2 protein-coding genes and 2 pseudogenes are annotated in these 2,287 nt (G+C 69.8%); 3 read left to right on the forward strand and 1 reads right to left on the reverse strand.

Annotation, left to right across the window (positions count from 1 at the left end):
* The 3 genes and pseudogenes from ABNT58_RS09140 to fae all read left to right on the forward strand — a co-directional run.
* Window positions 1–504, forward strand: a pseudogene (locus tag ABNT58_RS09140) (RimK family alpha-L-glutamate ligase); the annotation flags it as partial.
* Complete coding sequence (locus ABNT58_RS09145) at window positions 501–1,406, forward strand: triphosphoribosyl-dephospho-CoA synthase (protein WP_348753182.1); 906 nt, start codon at window positions 501–503, stop codon at window positions 1,404–1,406. The pseudogene ABNT58_RS09140 and the gene ABNT58_RS09145, both read left to right, overlap by 4 nt.
* Before the next feature lie 75 nt (window positions 1,407–1,481).
* Window positions 1,482–1,991, forward strand: coding sequence for a formaldehyde-activating enzyme (gene fae / locus ABNT58_RS09150; RefSeq protein ID WP_348753183.1), 510 nt, complete (start codon window positions 1,482–1,484; stop codon window positions 1,989–1,991).
* A 76-nt stretch (window positions 1,992–2,067) separates the two neighbouring features.
* On the opposite strand, the pseudogene ABNT58_RS09155 reads toward fae, so the two are convergent.
* Window positions 2,068–2,287 (reverse strand): annotated as a pseudogene (locus ABNT58_RS09155) (dihydroneopterin aldolase); the annotation flags it as partial.

The following is a 2,287-nucleotide window of genomic DNA, read 5'->3' on the forward strand; positions in this document are numbered from 1 at the left end:
CATGCGCTGGTGCTCAAGCCGCTGTTCGGCTCACAGGGCAAGGGCCTGCAGCGCGTGGGCTTGGTGGATGGCGTGCACGTGCCGCTGCCGCCGCTGCAGCAGGTGGCCGGCCGGCTGGCTTACCTGCAGCGCTTCGTGCCACCGCCCGATGCCCAGCGCCCGGGCTTTGACTGGCGGGTGCTGGGGGTGGGTGGCCGTGCCATTGCCGCCATGCGCCGCGTGAGCGCACACTGGGTGCACAACGTGGCCCAGGGCGCGCGCTGCGAGCCCGCGGTGCTGCAGGACGACCTGGTGCAGGCCGCCGAAGCCGCGGCCCGCGCGTTGCAGATGGACTATGCGGGCGTGGACCTGATGCCTTCGGCGCAGGGCATCCAGGTGCTGGAAGTCAATGGCGTGGCCGCCTGGCGCGGACTGCAGCAGGTCACGCGCTTCAACATCGCGCAGGCGCTGGTGGCCGACCTGATCGACCGCAAGATGGCGCAAGGCCTGCAGCGCCGCGCATGAGCCCGCAGCAAGCCGACGCAGCGGCCCGGGCCGCCTTCGTGCGCGCCTGCACGCTGGACGTGATGGTGCGCAAGCCCGGCAACGTGAGCGTGGCTTCGGCCGGCCACGGCATGCAGGCGCAGCAGTTCATCGACAGCGCGCAGGCGGCTTCGCAGCCGCTGTGCGAACCCGGCGCCCGCGTGGGCGCGCGCATCGAAGGCGCGGTGCGCGCCAGCTGGGCGGCGGCCGGCTGCAACACCAACCTGGGCATCGTGCTGCTGTGCGCGCCGCTGGCCGCGGCTTTCGAGCAGGTAGCCACCGGCCAGTCAAGCAGCCTGCAGGCCGCGCTGGCGAACACGCTGCAGGCGCTGGACGCGCAAGACGCCGCAGCGGCCTTCCGCGCCATCGCCGATGCCAACCCCGGTGGCCTGGGCGAAGCGCCGCAGCAGGACGTGCGCGAGGCACCCACCATCGGCCTGCGCGAGGCCATGGCCCTGGCCGCGCACCGCGACCAGATCGCACGCCAGTACGAGCAGGGCTTTGCCGACTTGTGGCGCATCGGCCTGGCGGCTGTGCCCACCTCGTTTTCACTGATGGCGGATGCTGGCAACGCTGACATGAGCGCTGCGGTGCAGTCGGTCTACCTGGCCTGGCTGGCCGCCGTGCCCGATTCACACATTGTTCGCAAGCACGGCGAGGCCGTGGCACACAGTGTCATGAGCGCGGCGCAAGGCTGGCAGCGCTCGGCCGCGGCGCAGGCGGGCCGGCTGGACGCAGACCCGGCCTTCATCGCCTGGGATGAACGGCTCAAATCCCGGCGCATCAACCCCGGTACGACGGCCGATCTGACGGTGGCGACGCTGCTGCTGCACGGCTTGCAGTTGCTGCTGCAGCCGCCCGCGGCTGCATGGCACGGAACGTGATAACTCCGGTGGCACGCTGACCATCGGGCCAGTGTCGTGATCCCCGCAAGACCCTACACAGGAGATAACCAAGCCATGGCAAAGATTGATCGGATGATGGTCGGCGAGTCGCTCGTCGGCGACGGCAACGAAGTCGCTCACATCGACCTGCTGATCGGGCCCCGCGGCTCCCCGGCCGAAGCGGCGTTCGCCAATGCGCTGACCAACAACAAGGACGGCTTCACTTCCTTGCTGGCCGTCGTGGCGCCCAACCTGCTGACCAAGCCGGCCACGGTGATGTTCAACAAGGTCACCATCAAGGGCGCCAAGCAGGCGGTGCAGATGTTCGGCCCGGCCCAGCGCGGCGTGGCCATGGCGGTGGCCGATTCGGTGGAAGACGGCACCATCCCGGCCGACGAGGCCGACAACCTGTTCGTCTGCGTCGGCGTGTTCATCCACTGGCTGGCTGACGACGACAAGAAGATCCAGGACTACAACTACCAGGCCACCAAGGAAGCCATCGCCCGCGCGGTGGCCGGCTCGCCGACGGCGGCCGAAGTCGTGTCCAAGAAGGGCTCTGCGGCTCACCCGTTCGCGGCGCAATAAGCCTTTGCGGCCGCCACGAGGCAGCCATGAAAAACGCCCTCCGCGGTAACGCGGAGGGCGTTGTCATTTCAGCGTGTCATTCCCTGCGACCAGGCACCAGCCCGCTGCCCAGCAGCTGGATCACCGCGGCCTGGCGGGCAGCGCTGTTCGGCGCGGCGGGCAGGTCGGCCGCCTCGCGCTCGATCTGCACGCCCACGGCCTGCACGTCGTCGAACTTGCGCGGCTTGACCACCTTCACCCGCACCCAGCGGGCGCCGAAGTCCTGCAGCAGCAGGTCGGCAATGGCCTCGGCGAAG

The organism is uncultured Aquincola sp. (assembly GCF_964001545.1).
Classification (GTDB): Bacteria; Pseudomonadota; Gammaproteobacteria; order Burkholderiales; family Burkholderiaceae_C; genus Aquincola.

Bases quoted from the DNA above. Each gene is read 5' to 3' on its own strand.
- ABNT58_RS09145 (WP_348753182.1), top strand. From the start codon at position 501: ATGAGCCCGCAGCAAGCCGACGCAGCGGCCCGGGCCGCCTTCGTGCGC.
- fae (WP_348753183.1), top strand. From the start codon at position 1,482: ATGGCAAAGATTGATCGGATGATGGTCGGCGAGTCGCTCGTCGGCGAC.